Genomic DNA, 15,165 nt, shown 5'->3' on the forward strand with positions numbered 1-15,165 from the left:
GCTCGCCGACGGGCATCGGGCGCGGGGCGTCCCCGCCGACGGGCGGCGGGCGCGCGGTGACCGGCGGCGGCGGGCGATCCTGGCGGCGACCCTGCGGGTGATCGAGCGCGAGGGCGTGTCCGGGGTGTCGCACCGGTCGGTGGCGCGGGAGGCCGACGTGCCGGTGTCCTCGACGGCCTACTACTACAGCACCCTGGACGACCTGCTGATCGCGACGCTGAAGTGGTCGGCGAGCGAGATGGCGGTGGCGTTCGGGTCGGTCAGCCCCACGCCGTCGTCGGTGGCCCGGTTCCTGGCCGACGCGGTCGGACCGCACCGGGGGCGGACGCTCGCCGAGTACGAGCTGTACCTGTTCGCGGCCCGGCGGCCCGAGCTGAGGCCGGCGGCGCGGCGGTGGATCACGCTGCTGTCGTCGGTGTTCGGCACCATGCAGCCGGCGGCGTTCCTCGGGTTCGTCGCGGCGCTGGACGGGCTGCTGATCCAGGGCCTCATCGCGGATTTCCCCCCAACGGCGGAACAGTTGGAGCCGGTCGTGTCCCTTCTGATGCCACCACGATGACCTTCACGCGGGACACTGGGTGCATGAGGTTCGCCGGGCGTGAGTCGTGGCAGGTGTCCCACGGCACGAACCAGACGGTCAACACCGCTCTGTTCCTGCGGGACACGCTGGCGCTGTCGGTCGACACCGTCCCGGAGCTGCCCGGCCTGGACCCCTCGGTCCCCGTCTTCGTGCCGCCGGGCGTCGACCGGGCCGGTGCGGCGGAGGAGTGGCTGGGCTGGTGGGCCGACGTGCTCGACCACGCCCGCACCGAGGTGCCGTCGGTGGCACCCATCGACCCCTCCGGGCCATCGCTGGCGGTCCGGCCCGCCCTGCGCGCGGCCGTGCTCGCCCTCCAGGACGCCGCCGCCGAGTACGACCGGCGGCACGCGAACCGGACCCCGGGCGCGTTGCCGATCGGCGAGGTGGTACGCGGGGTGGAGAACCGGATCGGGCGGTACGTGAAACCGTTCCGGCTGGTGATCACGGTCGTCTCGGTCCAGGGCCTGGTGTGGGAGCGGATGACGGAGTCCCACGTGATCGCGTCCGAACGCTTCCTCGGCGACCCGGCCCGCTGCGCCCCGGCCCTGCGCGCGGTCGTGGAGTCGCTGGCCTGACCCCGGGGGTAGGGACAGCCCCAGTACGGGGTCGGGGGACTCCCCGGTGTCCTGTGGTGCCTTGACGACATACGTTGGGTGCACTGAACGGTGGACGTCCGAGGGGGCAGTGGTGGTCAAGCGGGTCGTGTGGGCGGTGGTCGGGGTCGTCGCGCTGGTGGGGGCGCTGGCCGGGTGCGTGCGGCTGGTGCAGGAGAAGTTCTCCGACCAGGGCAGGGTGACCGAGAAGGTGGTCGCCGTCCGCGTGCAGAACGACTCCGGGCGCGTCACCGTGCGCGGCAGTGACGCGGCGACCTCGGTCGAGGTCAAGAGGACCGTCGAGTACCCGCGCAACACCGACAAGCCCTCCGGGACCACCTACCGCGTGGACGGGGACACCCTCGTCCTGGACGACTGCGGCCGGAACTGCTCGGTGGACTACGACGTCACCGTGCCCGGCAAGGACGTGAAGGTCGTCGGCGGCAACGGGTCCGGGGACGTGACGTTCGAGCGGGTCGGCAGCGTGGACATCGAGGTCGGGTCCGGGGACGTGCACGTGCGGGACGTCAGCGGCTCGGTGAAGGTCGAGAACGGGTCCGGGGACGTGGACGTCTCCGACGTCGGCGGGTCGTTCAAGGGGAACGTCGGGTCCGGCCGGGCCAAGCTGACCGACATGCGCGGCGAGGTGTCGGTCGTCGACAGCTCCGGGGACGTCGAGGTCGGCATGGCGGCCGTGCAGCCCGTGCGGGCCGAGTCGGGGTCCGGCAAGGTGGAGGTTCGGCTGCCCAAGGGCGTCTACCGGGTGGAGGCCGAGTCGGGCAGCGGGGAGCGCTCGGTGGGGGTGGCCACCGACCCGGCCGCGAAGGTGTCCGTGGTGGTGAAGTCCGGGAGCGGGGACGTGAGCGTGCAGCCGGCGCTCTGAGCCCGTACCGCAGGAAGCCTTCCGACCTCGTCGGCCCCGGTCAGCGACGCCTTGTGCGCGCCTGGCCGGGACCGTTCGGCGTGCGGCGGGGATCCCGCTGGAAGTGGCCCGGATCACGCCGCCCCGGGAACACCCGAGCGCCCCCGGCCGTTGGACAGGCAGAGAAATTGAGCCCAGTGGACTCAAGTCCGCAGATCCTGGCAAACTTGAGCGCACGCCGCTCAACGCGGGGCTCTCACAGACGCACTACCAGGAGGAATCCAAATGGCGCGAGCGGTCGGCATCGACCTGGGGACGACCAACTCCGTCGTCGCGGTTCTCGAGGGTGGCGAGCCGACGGTGATCGCCAACTCCGAGGGCTCGCGGACGACCCCGTCCATCGTCGCGTTCGCCAAGAACGGCGAGGTGCTCACCGGTCAGCCCGCCAAGAACCAGGCGGTGACCAACGTCGACCGGACCATCCGGTCGGTCAAGCGGCACATCGGCACGAACTGGACGACCGAGATCGACGGCAAGAAGTACACGCCGCAGGAGATCAGCGCGCGCGTGCTGATGAAGCTCAAGCGCGACGCCGAGGCGTACCTGGGCGAGGAGATCACCGACGCCGTGATCACCGTGCCCGCCTACTTCGAGGACGCGCAGCGCCAGGCCACCAAGGAGGCCGGCCAGATCGCGGGCCTCAACGTGCTGCGCATCGTCAACGAGCCGACCTCCGCCGCCCTGGCCTACGGCCTGGACAAGGGCGAGAAGGAGCAGACCATCCTGGTCTTCGACCTCGGTGGCGGCACCTTCGACGTCTCCCTGCTGGAGCTGGGCGACGGCGTGGTCGAGGTCCGCGCGACCTCCGGTGACAACCACCTCGGCGGTGACGACTGGGACCAGCGCATCGTCGACTGGCTGGTGGACCGCTTCAAGCAGTCCAACGGCATCGACCTGACCAAGGACAAGATGGCCCTCCAGCGGATCCGCGAGGCCGCCGAGAAGGCCAAGATCGAGCTGTCCAGCTCGTCGCAGGCCACCATCAACCTGCCCTACATCACGGTCGACGCGGACAAGAACCCGCTGTTCCTGGACGAGACGCTGTCCCGGGCCGAGTTCCAGCGCATCACCAACGACCTGCTGGAGCGCACCCGCGCCCCGTTCAACAACGTGATCAAGGACGCCGGCATCTCCGTCGGCGACATCGACCACGTGGTGCTGGTCGGCGGTTCGACCCGCATGCCCGCGGTGGCCGAGCTGGTCAAGGAGCTGACCGGCGGCCGTGAGCCGAACAAGGGCGTGAACCCGGACGAGGTCGTCGCGGTCGGCGCGGCCCTGCAGGCCGGTGTGCTCAAGGGCGAGGTCAAGGACGTCCTGCTGCTCGACGTCACCCCGCTGTCCCTGGGCATCGAGACCAAGGGCGGCGTGATGACCAAGCTCATCGAGCGCAACACGACCATCCCGACCAAGCGGTCCGAGATCTTCACCACGGCCGACGACAACCAGCCGTCCGTGCAGATCCAGGTCTTCCAGGGCGAGCGCGACTTCGCGGCGGACAACAAGAAGCTCGGCATGTTCGAGCTGACCGGCCTGCCGCCGGCCCCGCGCGGCGTCCCGCAGATCGAGGTCACCTTCGACATCGACGCCAACGGCATCGTGCACGTGTCCGCGAAGGACATGGGCACCGGCAAGGAGCAGTCGATGACGATCACCGGCGGCTCGGCGCTGCCGAAGGACGACATCGACCGCATGATCAAGGACGCCGAGGCGCACGCCGAGGAGGACAAGCGCCGCCGCGAGGAGGCCGAGGTCCGCAACCAGGCCGAGACGCTGGTCTACCAGACGGAGAAGGTCGTCAAGGAGAACGACGACAAGATCCCGGCCGACGTCAAGGACAAGGTCAAGGCCGCGATCGACGAGACCAACGAGGCCCTCAAGGGCACCGACATCGCCAAGGTCCGCACCGCGGTGGAGAAGCTGGCCACCGAGTCGCAGGCGATCGGCCAGGCCATGTACGCCAACGCCGCCCCCACCGCGGGCGCGGCCGGTGACGGCGCCTCCGCGCCGGGCGCCGGTGACGCCAAGGCCGACGACGTCGTGGACGCCGAGATCGTGGACGAGGACGAGAAGAAGTGACCCAGCCCGAGGAGCAGCCGCACGTGGTGGTGCGCGACCGCCGCCGCATCGACCCGGAGACGGGCGAGGTGCGCACGCCGGCCGTCGACGCCGACGCGCCCGTGGACGAGGCTCCGGAAGGGGGCGGCCGGCACGCCGCCCCCGAGGCGGAGCCCGCCGAGGTCGACCCGGCCGCCGAGCTGAAGGCCCAGCTCGACGAGCGGACCGCCGACCTCCAGCGCCTCACCGCCGAGTACGCCAACTACCGCAAGCGCGTCGAGCGCGACCGGGAGCTGGTGGTCGCCTCGGCGAAGGCCCAGGTGATCAACGAGCTGCTGGCCGTCCTGGACGACGTGGAGCGGGCCGACGCGCACGGCGACCTGACCGGCGCTTTCAAGGCGGTCGCGGACAAGCTCGTCGCCACGCTGACCAAGTCCGGGCTGGAGCCGTTCGGGCACGAGGGCGAGGAGTTCGACCCCACCGTGCACGAGGCGGTCCAGCACAGCACGTCGCCCGACGTGAGCGGGCCGACCGTGACGGCCGTGCTGCGGCGCGGCTACCGGCTCGGCGAACGCGTCGTGCTGCGCCCGGCGCTGGTCGCGGTCACCGACCACGAGCCGGCGGCGGAACCGGCCGAAGCGACCGAAGCGACCGAACAGCAGCAGGACTGAGCGAGAGGGGGCGGCGTCCGGATGAGTGCTCGGGATTGGATCGAGAAGGACTTCTACCGGGAGCTGGGCGTCTCCTCCGACGCCTCGGCCGACGAGATCAAGAAGGCGTACCGGAAGTTGGCGCGGGAGCTGCACCCCGACGCCAACCCCGGTGACGCCAAGGCCGAGGCGCGCTTCAAGGCGGTCTCGGAGGCGTACGGCGTGCTGTCGGACGCCTCCAAGCGCAAGCAGTACGACGAGGCCCGCCGCCTGTTCGCGGGCGGCGGCGGCTTCCCCGGCGGGTTCGGGCAGGGCGGCGGCACGTTCGACGTCGGCGACCTGTTCGGCCGCGCGGGGCAGCAGCCCGGCGGCATGGGCGGCCTGGGTGACCTGCTCGGCGGCCTGTTCAACCGGCGCGGCGGCACGTCCGCCTCGGCGACCCGGCCCCGGCGGGGCGAGGACGTCGAGACCGACGTGCGGATCGACTTCACCGAGGCGGTCCGCGGCGCGACCGTGCCCATGCGCCTGTCCAGCCCGTCGACGTGCTCGACGTGCTCCGGTTCGGGCGCCCGACCCGGCACCTCGCCGCGGACGTGCACCAACTGCGGCGGCGCGGGCCTGGTGACCCGCAACCAGGGCGCGTTCGCGTTCTCGGAGCCGTGCGCGGACTGCCGGGGCACCGGCCGCATCATCGACGACCCGTGCCCGGAGTGCGGCGGCGACGGCGTGTCCACCAAGACGCGCACGCTGACCATCCGCATCCCGCCGGGCGTGGACGACGGCCAGCGCATCCGCCTGGGCGGGCAGGGCGAACCGGGCCGCAACGGCGGTCCCAACGGGGACCTCTACGTCCGGGTGCACGTCAACCCGGACCCGGTGTTCGGGCGCAGCGGCAACAACCTGACCGTGACCGTGCCGGTGACCTTCCCCGAACTGGCGCTGGGCACGACGTTGACCGTGCCCACGCTGGACGGCAAGGTGACCTTGAAGGTGCCCGCCGGCACGGCGTCGGGCCGGGTGCTGCGCGCCAAGGGCAAGGGCATCGCCAAGCGCGACGGCCAGGTCGGCGACCTGCTGATCACGTTGCAGGTGGCGATCCCGAACAACATGGACGCGGCGGCCCGCGAGGCGCTGGAGGCCTACGCCTCGGCCACGGCGGAGCACGATCCGAGGGCCGACCTCAACGCGCTGGTGGAGAAGAGGTCGACGTGAGGGTGAGGTGGACATGACGTTTCCGTTCCCGCCGGGGACCGACGAGGACACCCCGTTCTTCGTGATCTCCGTGGCGGCGCAGCTGTCGGGCCTGCACGCCCAGACCCTGCGCTCCTACGACCGGATGGGCCTGGTGTCCCCGGGTCGCACGTCGGGCGGCGGCCGCCGGTACTCGATGCGCGACATCGTCCTGCTGCGCGAGGTGCAGCGGCTCTCCCAGGAGGAGGGCGTGAACCTCGCCGGCATCAAGCGGATCATCGAGCTGGAGAACGAGGTCGGGGCGCTGCGGGCGAAGGTGTCCGAGCTGACGGAACAGCTGGCCCAGGCCCTGGCGGCGGCCGAGCACGCGGCGGCGTCGGTGCACGCCTCGTTGCGGCGCGACCTGGTCCCGGTGCGGCACGAGACCGCGCTGGTGGTCTGGAAGCCGAACCGCAAGCGCTGACCCCGGCGGGCGCCGGGGTCAGTCCAGCGTGAACGGGTCGTACTTGATGCGGTCCAGGGGCGTGCCGGCCACGAGCATCCGGGAGACCGTCGCGCGGATCATCGACGGGGAGCCGCAGACCAGGACGTCCCGGTCCTCCCACGCCCCGTAGCGGGTGACGACGTCGGCCAGGGTGCCCTGCTCCACGCCCCGGGCGCCCGGGTCCGACTCCAGCACCGGCACCACGGTGAGCCACGGGTTGGTCATCGCGAAGCGCTGCAGGTTGTCCAGGTCGTAGAGGTCCTCGCGGGTCCGGCCGCCCACGAACAGGTGCGTCCGCGGGTTCTCGCCCCACTGCGCCATCTCGTCGATGATCGCGTGCATCGGGGCCACGCCGGTGCCGCCGGCGACCATGAGGACGTCGTTGCCGGACTTGCGGTCGACGTGGAGGCGGCCCATGGGCGGGCCGATGCGCCACACGTCGCCCGGCTGGGTGTGGCCGACGATGGACCGGCTCACCCACCCGCCCTCGACGGACCGGATGTGGAACTCGATGATGCCGTCCTCGCGCGGGGCGTTGGCCGGCGAGAAGTAGCGCCAGAGTCTGGCCCGCTGCGGGGTCTCCACGCTCACGTACTGGCCCGCCCGGTAGCCGATGGGGTGGTCGGGCTGCAGCCGCACGACGGCCAGGTCCCAGCTCACCCGCTGGTGCTCCAGGACGGTCGCGTGCCAGTATGCGGGACCCTCGTCGGCCGCCGCCGCCTCCTGCATGGCGCGGGCCATGATCGTGTAGGCCTCGGCCCAGGCCATCTCGACCTGGGGCGTCCACGCGGGGCCGGCGTGCTTCTTGACCGCCGCGAGCAGCGCGGTGCCGACCGACTCGTAGTGGACGTTGACCACGCCGAACTTGCGGTGGTCGCGGCCGAGTTGGCGGAGGAAGGGGATCAGGTCGTCCGGTCGGTCGACCATCTGGACGACGTGGACCAGTGCGCGCAGCAGGCGGCTGCGCTGCACCTCCATGTTCGCGGGGAACATCTCACGGGTGGCCGGCGCGAGGCTGAAGAGCATTCCGTAGAAGAACTTGGCGACCTCTTCGGCGCGCGGCTCGACGACCGCCCAGCTCTCCCTGATCAGGCGCACCATTGCGGTGACACCCGGTGGGGGTTCTCGGTGGGGCGGGCTCGGGATGGGGCTCAACACAGCGTTCGCAGTCATGGTCCGGGCGCAGTCTCCACGTTTCCAGCGCCGTCAGCAAGGCGCATCGTCCTCGTCAAGCTTCCATCCCCGACGAACCGAGGCTAACCCGTCAACTGGCCGACTGACTCCTTGATGCCACCTTTGAGTGCTGTGCGATCACGGTCGGTCGCGGAGCGTTCGTCCCATCGAGCGAACATTCGTGATGACCTGTACCGGGTTTGCGGATTGCGGCCAACCGTGCGGCGAGTACCCCGCCCGAACACGCCTTTAACGGGCCCCGTAGATCGCGTGAGGCGGGGGTCTCACCCTCTTGGCCGCACGGTCCCCGCAGCGGTGCGGAGATCCGCTTCGGCCTGTGGATTCACACCTGGGCTTTGTGGATAAGAGGCGTGCGCGTGTGGACAAACGCGCTGCGACATGTGGGTGACGCGGTCAGCTCGTGGCCGCCCGCTCGGCTGCGCTGCGTTCCACGCAGAACTCGTTGCCCTCGGGGTCGGCGAGGACGACCCAGCCGGTGCCGTCGGGGCGGCGCTGGTCGGCGACGAGCGTGGCGCCGAGCGCCTGGAGCCGCTCGACCTCCTCGTCGCGGGTGGTGTCGGGCTGGAGGTCGAGGTGGAGGCGGTTCTTGGTGGTCTTGACCTCGGGGACCTGGATGAACAGCAGGCTGGGGCCGGTCGGCAGGGCGACCAGGCACTCCGGGTCGCCGGGCTCGTCCTCGTCGGAGACGGGGTGGCCGGTGACCTGGCTCCAGAAGGTGGCCAGCGCGTAGGCGTCCTGGCAGTCGACGGTGATGTGGTGCACGAGTGAGCTCATGCGTTGATCTTCATATATGCGCGCTTGAGCGCACGTCGATTTAGCCGCCGTAGGGGACGGTGATGATCTCCAGGCTGTGTCCGTTCGGGTCGTCGAAGTAGACGCCCCGGCCGCCGTCGTGGGTGTTGATCCGGTTCGGCTGGTGGTGGAACGGGTCGGCCCAGTACGGCAGTCCGCGCGCCTTGATGCGGCCGAAGATGGCGTCGAAGTCTTCGTCGCCGACCAGGAACGCGTAGTGCTGCGGGGTGATGTCGCCTTCGACGGCCATGACGTCCAGGGACACCTCGTTGTCGGTGGCCACGACGAGGAACGGGCCGTAGGGCGTGGCAGGGGCGAAGCCGAAGACCTCGGTGAGGAAGTCGGCGGTGGCGCGGGCGTCGTGCGCGGACACGATCGTGTGGTTCAGCTTGACGGTCATGGCACCGACGCTAGGACTTCGAGTTCGGTCGAGGTCAAGGGTGGTCGTGGCGGGCGTCACACCACTTGGGCTAGGTTGAGCGGAACGGACTCAACTTTTCTGACGTTGGAGTCAGTGGTAGCCGGTGGTGCGCCGGAACACGCGACCGAGGTGAGGAATGGACGCTTTCAACCCGACCACGAAGACGCAGCAGGCCGTGTCCGCGGCGGTGCAGGCGGCGACGATCGCGGGCAACCCCGACGTGACCTCGGTCCACCTCCTGGGCGCGCTGCTGGCGCAGGGCGACGGCCTGACCGCGCCGCTGCTGTCGGCCGTGGGCGCCGACCCCAAGCAGGTCCACAAGGAGTTGGAGCAGCTCAGCCGGGCGCTGCCCGCGGCCAGCGGGGCGAGCGTGTCCGCCCCGCAGTTCTCCCGGGACGCCGTGCGCGTGCTCGGGCGGGCGCAGGAGCTGGCCACCGAGATGGGCGACGAGTACGTGTCCACCGAGCACCTGCTGGTGGGCCTGTCCCAGCACGGCGGCCAGGTCGCCGACCTGCTGCGCCGCCACGGCGCGACCCCGGAGTCGCTGCGCGAGGCGTTCGGGCGGGTGCGCGGGTCGGCGCGGGTGACCAGCCCGGACCCGGAGGGCACCTACAAGGCGCTGGAGAAGTACGGCGTCGACCTGACCGAACGGGCCCGCAAGGGCGAGCTCGACCCCGTCATCGGGCGGGACACCGAGATCCGGCGGGTCGTGCAGGTGCTGTCCCGGCGCACCAAGAACAACCCCGTGCTGATCGGCGAGCCCGGCGTCGGCAAGACCGCGATCGTGGAGGGCCTGGCCCAGCGGATCGTGGCCGGTGACGTGCCCGAGTCGCTGCGCGGCAAGCGCGTGGTGGCGCTGGACCTGGGTGCGATGGTGGCCGGCGCGAAGTACCGCGGCGAGTTCGAGGAGCGGCTCAAGGCCGTGCTCAAGGAGATCACCGACTCCGCCGGCCAGGTCATCACGTTCATCGACGAGCTGCACACCATCGTGGGCGCCGGCGCGACCGGCGAGTCCGCGATGGACGCGGGCAACATGATCAAGCCGATGCTGGCCCGCGGCGAGCTGCGCATGGTCGGCGCGACCACCCTGGACGAGTACCGCGAGCACGTCGAGAAGGACCCGGCGCTGGAGCGGCGGTTCCAGCAGGTGCTGGTCGGCGAACCGTCGGTGGAGGACACCGTCGGCATCCTGCGCGGCCTCAAGGACCGGTACGAGGTGCACCACGGCGTGCGCATCACCGACTCGGCCCTGGTCGCGGCGGCGACGCTGTCCGACCGGTACATCACCGCCCGGTTCCTGCCGGACAAGGCGATCGACCTGGTCGACGAGGCCGCGTCCCGGCTGCGCATGGAGATCGACTCCCGGCCCGTCGAGATCGACGAGGTCGAGCGGGCCGTGCGCCGGCTGGAGATCGAGGAGATGGCGCTGGCCAAGGAGTCCGACCCGGCGTCGGTCGAGCGGCTGGCCGCGCTGCGCGCCGAGCTGGCCGAGAAGCGCGAGGCCCTGGCCGCCCTCACCGCGCGCTGGCAGAACGAGAAGACCTCGATCGAGAAGGTCCGCGACCTCAAGGAGCAGCTGGAGCAGCTGCGCGGCGAGTCCGAGCGGGCCGAGCGCGACGGCGACCTGGGCCGGGCCGCCGAGCTGCGGTACGGGCGCATCCCGGCGCTGGAGAAGGAGCTGGAGGCGGCGACCCGCACCACGCAGGACGCGGCCGTGATGCTCAAGGAGGAGGTCGGCCCGGACGACGTGGCCGACGTGGTGTCGGCGTGGACCGGCATCCCGGCCGGGCGGCTGCTGGAGGGCGAGACGGCCAAGCTGCTGCGCATGGAGGAGGAGCTGGCGCGGCGGGTCGTCGGCCAGGCCGAGGCCGTGCGCGTGGTGTCCGACGCGGTGCGCCGCACGCGGGCGGGCGTCGCCGACCCGGACCGGCCGACCGGCAGCTTCCTGTTCCTCGGCCCGACCGGCGTCGGCAAGACCGAGCTGGCCAAGGCGCTGGCGGAGTTCCTGTTCGACGACGAGCGGGCGATGATCCGCATCGACATGAGCGAGTACTCCGAGAAGCACTCGGTGGCCCGGCTCGTCGGCGCGCCCCCCGGGTACGTCGGCTACGACCAGGGCGGCCAGCTCACCGAGTCGGTGCGGCGGCGCCCGTACAGCGTCGTGCTGCTGGACGAGGTGGAGAAGGCCCACCCGGACGTGTTCGACGTGCTGCTGCAGGTCCTCGACGACGGCCGGCTGACCGACGGCCAGGGCCGCACGGTCGACTTCCGCAACACCATCCTGGTGCTGACCTCGAACCTGGGCTCGCAGGCCATCGCCGACCCGGCGCTGGACGAGCGGCAGCGCACCGACGCGGTGCTGAACGTGGTCCGGCGGCACTTCAAGCCCGAGTTCCTCAACCGGCTGGACGACGTGGTCGTGTTCCACTCGCTGGCCACCGAGGAGCTGACCTCGATCGTGGACATCCAGGTCGCGCGGCTGGGTAAGCGCCTGGCCCAGCGGCGGCTGTCGCTGGAGGTCACCCCGGCGGCCCGCGACTGGCTGGCCCTGAACGGCTTCGACCCGGTGTACGGCGCCCGGCCGCTGCGGCGGCTCGTGCAGTCGTCCATCGGCGACCAGCTGGCCAAGGAGCTGCTGTCGGGCGAGGTCCGCGACGGCGACACGGTGAAGGTCGACGTCGTCGACGACCAGTCCGGGCTCATCGTCGGGAGGGCCTAGCGCCCGCGAGGCCGCCGTCGGCTTGTCGTGTCGCGTTTCCCGACGATCAGCTCTTCCGATCGGCGGGAAACGCGGCGCGATGAGCCGACCCTCCCGGGCGGCCGAGCCGCCGCGACGCCGGTCGCGGCCATCCAACACAGCCACCTCCCCGGTAACGGGTTGGTCCGTTCGCGGGAGGCACGCCCCAAGTGATCTTCGTTTGGTCGGTGTCTCCCGCTACCCTCGCACCCGTGGGCATACCGGCGTGGGTCTGGTTCACCGTCGCCGCGGTCGCGGGGGTGGCGGGGTTCGCCCTGCTCGCCACCGACCGGGCGCAGCGAACCGCGCGTAACCGAGAACGGCGCAGGTGGGCCGCTCTCCGCGGCTGGCAGTTCGAGGAGACCGACCACGTGCTGCCCACACGGTGGGAGAGCGGGGCGATCGCCTACTACGGCACGGGCGTGGCGAAGGACGTGGTCGCGGGCTCGACGTTCACCGCGGACGGCCGCCGCCAGGTCTACGTGCTCGACCACGAGACCGGCGGCAAGGTCAACTCGGTGCTGGTCGGCGTCCGCTGCCGGCGGCCGGTGAACGTGGTGGTCGAGCTGTGGCTGCCCAGCGTGCCGTTCCAGCGCGACCAGATGCCCGACCTGCTCGGACCGGTCGGCTCGCGGTACGCGTTCGTCAGCGAGCTGCCCGCCGCCCGCAAGCTCATCACGCCGGACCTGGTGGACGCGGCCGAGGAGATCGGCGCGGACGTCACCGTGGTGTGGCTGGAGAACGACTGGGTGATGGCGGCGGCACCGCCGAACTCCTCACCCGCCCGACTGGAACGACTCCTGCGCGACCTGGGGGAGCTGGCCGACGTGGTCGACCCGTTCGACGCCGATCCGGACACCGACACCGGTGGCGAGGTCCACCGCCCGCAGTTCGGCCGCAAGCCGTGACCCCGCCGCTGGCCCTGGTCACCGGCGCGACCGCGGGCATCGGTGCCGCGTTCGCCCGCCGCTTGGCCGCCGAGGGGCACGACCTGGTCCTGGTCGCCCGCGACGTCGAGCGGCTCGAGCGCACCGCCGCCGAGCTGCACGAACGGCACGGCGTGCGGGTCGAGGTGCTGCCCGCGGACCTCGCCGACGACACGAGCCGGGTGAAGGTCGAGCAGGTGCTGGCCGAGCGGCCGTTCGACCTGCTGGTCAACAACGCGGGGTTCGCGCTGTCCGGCGAGTTCTTCGCCTCCGACGCCGACCGGCTGGAGAGCCAGCTGTCGGTCAACGTGAAGACGGTGCTGCGGCTGACCCGGGCGGTGCTGCCGGGCATGGTCGAGCGCGGGCGCGGTGACGTGGTGAACGTGTCCAGCATCGCGGGCTTCCTGCCGGGGCGGGGTTCGACCTACAGCGCGGACAAGGCGTGGGTGACGGCGTTCTCCGAGGGCATGGCCCAGGCGACGGCGGGCACCGGCGTGCGGGTGCTGGCGCTGTGCCCCGGTTTCGTGCGGACCGAGTTCCACCAGCGGGCGAAGATCGACATGTCGACCACGCCCGCGTTCCTGTACCTGGACGCGGACCGCGTGGTGCACGACTGCCTGGCCGACCTGCGCGCCGGCAAGCAGCTGTCCATCCCGGGCCTGCAGTACAAGGCCATCGCGACGATCAGCCGCCTCGTCCCCCGCCCGCTGCTGCGCCGCATCGCCTCCCGAGCCGGCAACGCCCGCGGCCGGACCTGACCCCCGCCCGCCGCCGTAGCCGCGGCGCGGGCGTGGCCTCCGGCCCCCGCTTCGAGCATCGCACGCGGCACCGACAGTCGGCCGCGTGCCGCTGTGCGAAGAGTTCCCGCCCGGCCCCGACCCCCGCGAAATCTTCCAAGATCAGCGGGAACCCGGCACCCGTCCGGCCCGTCCCACTCCCCGAACTGGAGGAGGAGGGATCCGTCCATGGGTGAAGGCTTCCACGTCGAGCCGGCCGAGCTGCGGGGGTACGGCGAGCTGCTGACCCGCAACGCGCAGCACTTCCTGACCATCAAGGACCACGCGGTCGCGAAGGGCGGCGACACCTCGGGCTTCACCGGGCTGCTCTCGCTGCTCCAGCCGATCGTCACCGGCGTCGCCAACCTGTACGGCGAGACGCTGGACTTCGCGAACCAGATGATGACCAAGGAAGCCGAGGGGCTGGCCAAGGCCGCCGACATGTACCAGAAGGGCGAGGAGATGGCGCTGAGCGTCCTCGACCAGGTGCTCGCCGAGCTGGCCAACGCCGCCGAGGCGCCGACCCTGGGTGGTGGCAAGTGACCGCGTACGCCGACGTCGAAGACCCCTCCGTCGCCCTCCGCGCGCCCGCCGAGGACCGGCCGGGGCGGCAGTCCACCAAGGAGCTGATCGAGAAGGCCGGGTGGAAGATCCAGGGCGTCAACTGGATCTACGAGAAGGTCACCGGCGAGAACCTCCTCGACGCCCTGATCAAGCCGCTGCTGGGCGACTTCGAGAAGATCGACGCCAACGCCAACGCGTGGGACCAGGTCGCCAAGGCGCTGGACTCGGTCCGGCACAACGTGGACGCGGGCGTCGACCAGCTCAACCCGCACTGGAACGGCGACGCCGCGCAGGCGTTCGAGGCGCGCATGAAGACCATGTGGGCGCTGGCCATCGAGGCGGACTCGCAGATCGCGCGGATCATCGGCAACAAGTTCCAGTCGACCGCGAACACGTGCCGCAAGGCGTGTGGCCTGGCGCTGACGCTGCTGGACATGCTGATCACCAAGCTGCTGGAAGCGGCGATGACGGCGTGGATCCCGGTGGTCGGCTGGGGTCGTGCCGTGTGGATGGTCTACGACGCCATCCAGATCGTCGACGCCATCCGCAAGATCATCATCTCCATCCAGACGCTCATCGAGGGCGTCCAGGGCATGATCGACGGCATCGTCGCCATGGGCACCGCGCTGTCCAAGCTCAAGGACGTGCGGGACGTCAACGACCTGCTCGACGTGGTCGACGGCTACCAGGACGGCAAGCAGAAGTTCGACAACGGCAAGGCCGCGGCCAAGTCCGGCGCGTTCGGCGTCGCGTGGAACGGCTACAAGCTGGGCAAGGCGGGCTACAAGGCGGGCAACCGCTACGACCAGGCCCCGCCGCCCGCGCCCGAACCCGCACCGTCCGGAGGTGGCCAGTGACCTTCCCCTACGACCGCGAGCGGCTGAACGCGCTGGTCGCCGACGTCGACGCGCGCCTGGAGAACGTCGACAAGGTGTCGCAGCAGGCCAGCCAGGTGCAGCTGCGCTCGTCGGGCCTGTCCCAGGCGGACCTGGCGGAGATCAACCGTGCCGCCCACGGCCCGAACGCACCCCGTGAACTGCGGGAACTGGCCCGCCGGGTGGACGCCGGCGAGATGTCGTGGGAGGACATCGCCTCCGGCCGCGCCCTGGGCGACGAGGGCGTGCAGTCGGCGCTGGCGACCGGCCTGCCCGACCTCCAGCGCGCCTACACGCAGCTCCAGGAGGGCAACGACCCGGAGGACGTCATCGAGTCGGGCCGCCCGCGCCGTGGCGGCGATGACGACGACGAACCGAGCAGCTTCACCGAAGACGCCTGGTGAG

Annotated in this window: 16 protein-coding genes; 13 read left to right on the top strand and 3 right to left on the bottom strand. The window is 71.3% G+C overall.

Annotated features, from left to right (window positions below; translation table 11 throughout):
- Positions 1–76 precede the first annotated feature (76 nt).
- The 7 genes from DFJ66_RS24605 (at position 77) to DFJ66_RS24635 (ending at position 6,454) form a co-directional block, all read left to right on the top strand.
- Positions 77–559 (top strand): TetR/AcrR family transcriptional regulator, encoded by a 483-nt coding sequence (locus DFJ66_RS24605; protein ID WP_170200199.1) that lies wholly within the window; start codon positions 77–79, stop codon positions 557–559.
- Between the two features lie 23 nt (positions 560–582).
- Positions 583–1,155, top strand: coding sequence for a hypothetical protein (locus DFJ66_RS24610; protein WP_121224191.1), 573 nt, complete (start codon positions 583–585; stop codon positions 1,153–1,155).
- A 112-nt stretch (positions 1,156–1,267) separates the two neighbouring features.
- Positions 1,268–2,056: a DUF4097 family beta strand repeat-containing protein gene (locus tag DFJ66_RS24615; protein WP_147459351.1), complete on the top strand. Its 789-nt coding sequence runs from the start codon at positions 1,268–1,270 to the stop codon at positions 2,054–2,056.
- A 264-nt stretch (positions 2,057–2,320) separates the two neighbouring features.
- A complete protein-coding gene (dnaK, locus tag DFJ66_RS24620) occupies positions 2,321–4,171 on the top strand; it encodes a molecular chaperone DnaK (protein ID WP_121224195.1) in 1,851 nt (616 codons plus the stop codon).
- Positions 4,168–4,821 (top strand): nucleotide exchange factor GrpE, encoded by a 654-nt coding sequence (gene grpE, locus DFJ66_RS24625; protein ID WP_121224197.1) that lies wholly within the window; start codon positions 4,168–4,170, stop codon positions 4,819–4,821. Before dnaK ends, grpE begins: the two co-directional genes overlap by 4 nt.
- Positions 4,822–4,842: 21 nt before the next feature.
- Entirely contained in the window at positions 4,843–6,012 is a 1,170-nt protein-coding gene (gene dnaJ, locus DFJ66_RS24630) for a molecular chaperone DnaJ (RefSeq protein WP_121224200.1), read from the top strand.
- A 13-nt stretch (positions 6,013–6,025) separates the two neighbouring features.
- Positions 6,026–6,454: a heat shock protein transcriptional repressor HspR gene (locus tag DFJ66_RS24635; protein WP_121231690.1), complete on the top strand. Its 429-nt coding sequence runs from the start codon at positions 6,026–6,028 to the stop codon at positions 6,452–6,454.
- Positions 6,455–6,472: 18 nt separating this feature from the next.
- Here the strand turns inward: DFJ66_RS24635 and DFJ66_RS24640 are convergent, their stop codons facing one another.
- From DFJ66_RS24640 to DFJ66_RS24650, 3 genes are all read right to left on the bottom strand, one after another.
- Positions 6,473–7,576: an FAD-binding oxidoreductase gene (locus DFJ66_RS24640; protein WP_121224202.1), complete on the bottom strand. Its 1,104-nt coding sequence runs from the start codon at positions 7,574–7,576 to the stop codon at positions 6,473–6,475.
- A gap of 486 nt (positions 7,577–8,062) precedes the next feature.
- Positions 8,063–8,443 (bottom strand): VOC family protein, encoded by a 381-nt coding sequence (locus DFJ66_RS42955; protein WP_170199636.1) that lies wholly within the window; start codon positions 8,441–8,443, stop codon positions 8,063–8,065.
- A 40-nt stretch (positions 8,444–8,483) separates the two neighbouring features.
- Positions 8,484–8,861, bottom strand: a complete 378-nt coding sequence (locus DFJ66_RS24650; protein ID WP_121224206.1) for a VOC family protein — start codon at positions 8,859–8,861, stop codon at positions 8,484–8,486.
- Positions 8,862–9,018: 157 nt separating this feature from the next.
- On the opposite strand from DFJ66_RS24650, the gene clpB reads away from it, so the two are divergent.
- The 6 genes from clpB (at position 9,019) to DFJ66_RS24680 (ending at position 15,164) form a co-directional block, all read left to right on the top strand.
- On the top strand, positions 9,019–11,601 hold the full coding sequence (gene clpB / locus DFJ66_RS24655; protein WP_121224208.1) for an ATP-dependent chaperone ClpB: 2,583 nt from the start codon (positions 9,019–9,021) through the stop codon (positions 11,599–11,601).
- Between the two features lie 230 nt (positions 11,602–11,831).
- Entirely contained in the window at positions 11,832–12,527 is a 696-nt protein-coding gene (locus tag DFJ66_RS24660) for a type III secretion system chaperone family protein (RefSeq protein WP_121224211.1), read from the top strand.
- Entirely contained in the window at positions 12,524–13,303 is a 780-nt protein-coding gene (locus DFJ66_RS24665; RefSeq protein WP_121224213.1) for an SDR family NAD(P)-dependent oxidoreductase, read from the top strand. Before DFJ66_RS24660 ends, DFJ66_RS24665 begins: the two co-directional genes overlap by 4 nt.
- A 207-nt stretch (positions 13,304–13,510) precedes the next feature.
- Positions 13,511–13,864, top strand: coding sequence for a hypothetical protein (locus DFJ66_RS24670; protein ID WP_121224215.1), 354 nt, complete (start codon positions 13,511–13,513; stop codon positions 13,862–13,864).
- Complete coding sequence (locus DFJ66_RS24675; RefSeq protein WP_121224217.1) at positions 13,861–14,742, top strand: WXG100 family type VII secretion target; 882 nt, start codon at positions 13,861–13,863, stop codon at positions 14,740–14,742. The genes DFJ66_RS24670 and DFJ66_RS24675 overlap by 4 nt, the downstream gene beginning before the upstream one ends.
- The gene (locus DFJ66_RS24680) at positions 14,739–15,164 is read left to right on the top strand and encodes a hypothetical protein (RefSeq protein WP_121224219.1); all 426 of its coding nucleotides are present in this window, start codon (positions 14,739–14,741) and stop codon (positions 15,162–15,164) included. Before DFJ66_RS24675 ends, DFJ66_RS24680 begins: the two co-directional genes overlap by 4 nt.
- Position 15,165: the final 1 nt, after the last annotated feature.

Origin of the sequence: Saccharothrix variisporea (genome assembly GCF_003634995.1) — a bacterium.
In the GTDB taxonomy this organism is placed as follows: Bacteria; Actinomycetota; Actinomycetes; order Mycobacteriales; family Pseudonocardiaceae; genus Actinosynnema; species Actinosynnema variisporeum.

Bases quoted from the DNA above. Each gene is read 5' to 3' on its own strand.
- dnaK (WP_121224195.1), top strand. From the start codon at position 2,321: ATGGCGCGAGCGGTCGGCATCGACCTGGGGACGACCAACTCCGTCGTC.
- clpB (WP_121224208.1), top strand. From the start codon at position 9,019: ATGGACGCTTTCAACCCGACCACGAAGACGCAGCAGGCCGTGTCCGCG.
- DFJ66_RS24640 (WP_121224202.1), bottom strand. From the start codon at position 7,576: ATGGTGCGCCTGATCAGGGAGAGCTGGGCGGTCGTCGAGCCGCGCGCC.
- DFJ66_RS24610 (WP_121224191.1), top strand. From the start codon at position 583: ATGAGGTTCGCCGGGCGTGAGTCGTGGCAGGTGTCCCACGGCACGAAC.
- DFJ66_RS24635 (WP_121231690.1), top strand. From the start codon at position 6,026: ATGACGTTTCCGTTCCCGCCGGGGACCGACGAGGACACCCCGTTCTTC.
- DFJ66_RS42955 (WP_170199636.1), bottom strand. From the start codon at position 8,443: ATGAGCTCACTCGTGCACCACATCACCGTCGACTGCCAGGACGCCTAC.
- DFJ66_RS24650 (WP_121224206.1), bottom strand. From the start codon at position 8,861: ATGACCGTCAAGCTGAACCACACGATCGTGTCCGCGCACGACGCCCGC.
- dnaJ (WP_121224200.1), top strand. From the start codon at position 4,843: ATGAGTGCTCGGGATTGGATCGAGAAGGACTTCTACCGGGAGCTGGGC.
- DFJ66_RS24670 (WP_121224215.1), top strand. From the start codon at position 13,511: ATGGGTGAAGGCTTCCACGTCGAGCCGGCCGAGCTGCGGGGGTACGGC.